Origin of the sequence: Fictibacillus gelatini DSM 15865, from assembly GCF_000430745.1 — a bacterium.
GTDB lineage: Bacteria > Bacillota > Bacilli > Bacillales > Fictibacillaceae > Fictibacillus_A > Fictibacillus_A gelatini.
Window position 1 is genome coordinate 1 of record NZ_AUMP01000078.1, and the last position, 1,778, is coordinate 1,778.

Annotated in this window: 1 protein-coding gene; it reads right to left on the reverse strand. The window is 41.9% G+C overall.

Going from position 1 to position 1,778, the window contains the following annotated elements; all coding sequences use genetic code 11:
* Positions 1–381: 381 nt before the first annotated feature.
* Positions 382–1,659 (reverse strand): IS110 family RNA-guided transposase, encoded by a 1,278-nt coding sequence (locus H538_RS0118135; protein WP_026678786.1) that lies wholly within the window; start codon positions 1,657–1,659, stop codon positions 382–384.
* Positions 1,660–1,778 lie beyond the last annotated feature (119 nt).

Here is a 1,778-nt window from a genome sequence, read left to right on the forward strand (position 1 = left end):
CTCCCTCTATAAATGTTGATATATCAACGGTTTAACCCGTTGGTGGGGTGTCAAAAAAATAATTTTCGACACGCATACTAACAATATTTTTATATTATGTGAAACTATTCCATCCTATGGGTACGCTACGCGGCCACTACTGGGTAATAATGGTAAGTAGTGCTAGAGAATGATGTGATGCACAATGGATCTCTGCGTAACTTATGATGACGTACCCTCCCATGTCTCTTGGCATCTGTGTGCCTACATTCCTTCGTTCGGTCTAGTCATAAGGCAGAGGCTAGCGAAGCTCCTTAAGGGACTCGAGGTCGAATGGAAAAAAATAATGCCAGCTTCTCCGTGTCATCCTGTTGTCTAGGTCTGTTAAGAAGATGTAGAACTTTACATAGCCTCTGCGAGACTAGGGATATCCTTCATCATTCGCTGTGCGTCGAACACTTTGTGCTTGGTACAGATTCCATGTAACACTTTTAATAGCTTTCCGCATAGAACCACAATGGATTGCTTCTTGCGTAACGGATTCACCTTACGGTTTGTGTAATAATCATGTAGCTTTTTAAAGGCTTCATTATGGCGAATCATCGGCATCATCACTCGGAAAAGGAGGGAACGTAGCTTTCTTCTTCCCCGTTTGGAAATACGCTTTTGACCTTGATGCTGACCAGAGGAATTTTCACGTAATGTTAATCCCGCGAGTTTTATTAGTTGGCGTGGATCTTTATAGTGTGAAAAGCTTCCGATTTCAGCTAAAAGATCGACAATGGTCGTATCCCCTAATCCTTGAACTGTTGTAAGCCATTCATATTCTACAGATGTTTTGACAAGTTCAACTAATTTCTGAGTAATGCTTTCGATTTCTTGTTCTAACTGGTGGTAACGACGAACGAGTGTGGCGATTTCAAAACGGGCCATCTCACGTCCTTCTGTTACTCCAATTGATTGAGCCGCGACTTGAATGAGTTGTGTCGCTTTTGGTCTTTGAGGAGATTTTAACCCCTCTACCTTTCGGTAAATGTCCAATACCTCATCAGGTTGTTTCTGGTGAAGATCACTCGGGAATGGAGTACATTCGAGTACGGCCAAGGCCATTTTTCCGAATGACGGAAAAACTTGAGTGAACTCAGGAAAATAGCGATCCAACCATCGGATCATCATGTTTTTGACCGAACCTAGCTCCTCTGTCAATTTACCTCGAAAAGTAGATCCTACTCGGAGTTCAGCTTCTTTTTCTTTTAAAATACGCGGATAGCTAAAGCGTCCATCTTTTAAGAGTCTTGCGATCACTAATGCGTCTTTACGGTCATTCTTCGTTTGAAGATTGTCATCTAATTCCTTAGAACGTTTGACATGCATTGGATTTGTTATAACGAGGGGTATCCCACGCTCCTCCAAGAAATAAGCGAGATTGAGCCAATAATGACCTGTTGGTTCTATTCCAACTAAGACTTCTGTTTTGTCATGATCCTTCATGGCCCTTAATATTCGTTGATAGAAGGACTCAAATCCATCCCGAGATTGGGATACAGAGAATGATTTTTGAAGCACACGACCACGATCATCCACAAAACAAGCGAAATGTGTACGCTTCGCAATGTCGATACCGACGACAAGTGTTTTTTCAGTGACTTGATTAATTTTTTGATTTTCTATACAATCCATATGGAGTCCTCCTTGGTTAACAAATTAGGGGTCAATTCTAGCAGATTGACACCCCGCATCATACCAAGAGGGCTCTTTTTGTTCAAGTCCCCGAAAACCTTCTAACAGGAATGCTCCTT

What these genes read in the sequence shown, in the direction of transcription:
- H538_RS0118135 (WP_026678786.1), bottom strand. Translation starts at nt 1,659, where the DNA reads ATGGATTGTATAGAAAATCAAAAAATTAATCAAGTCACTGAAAAAACA.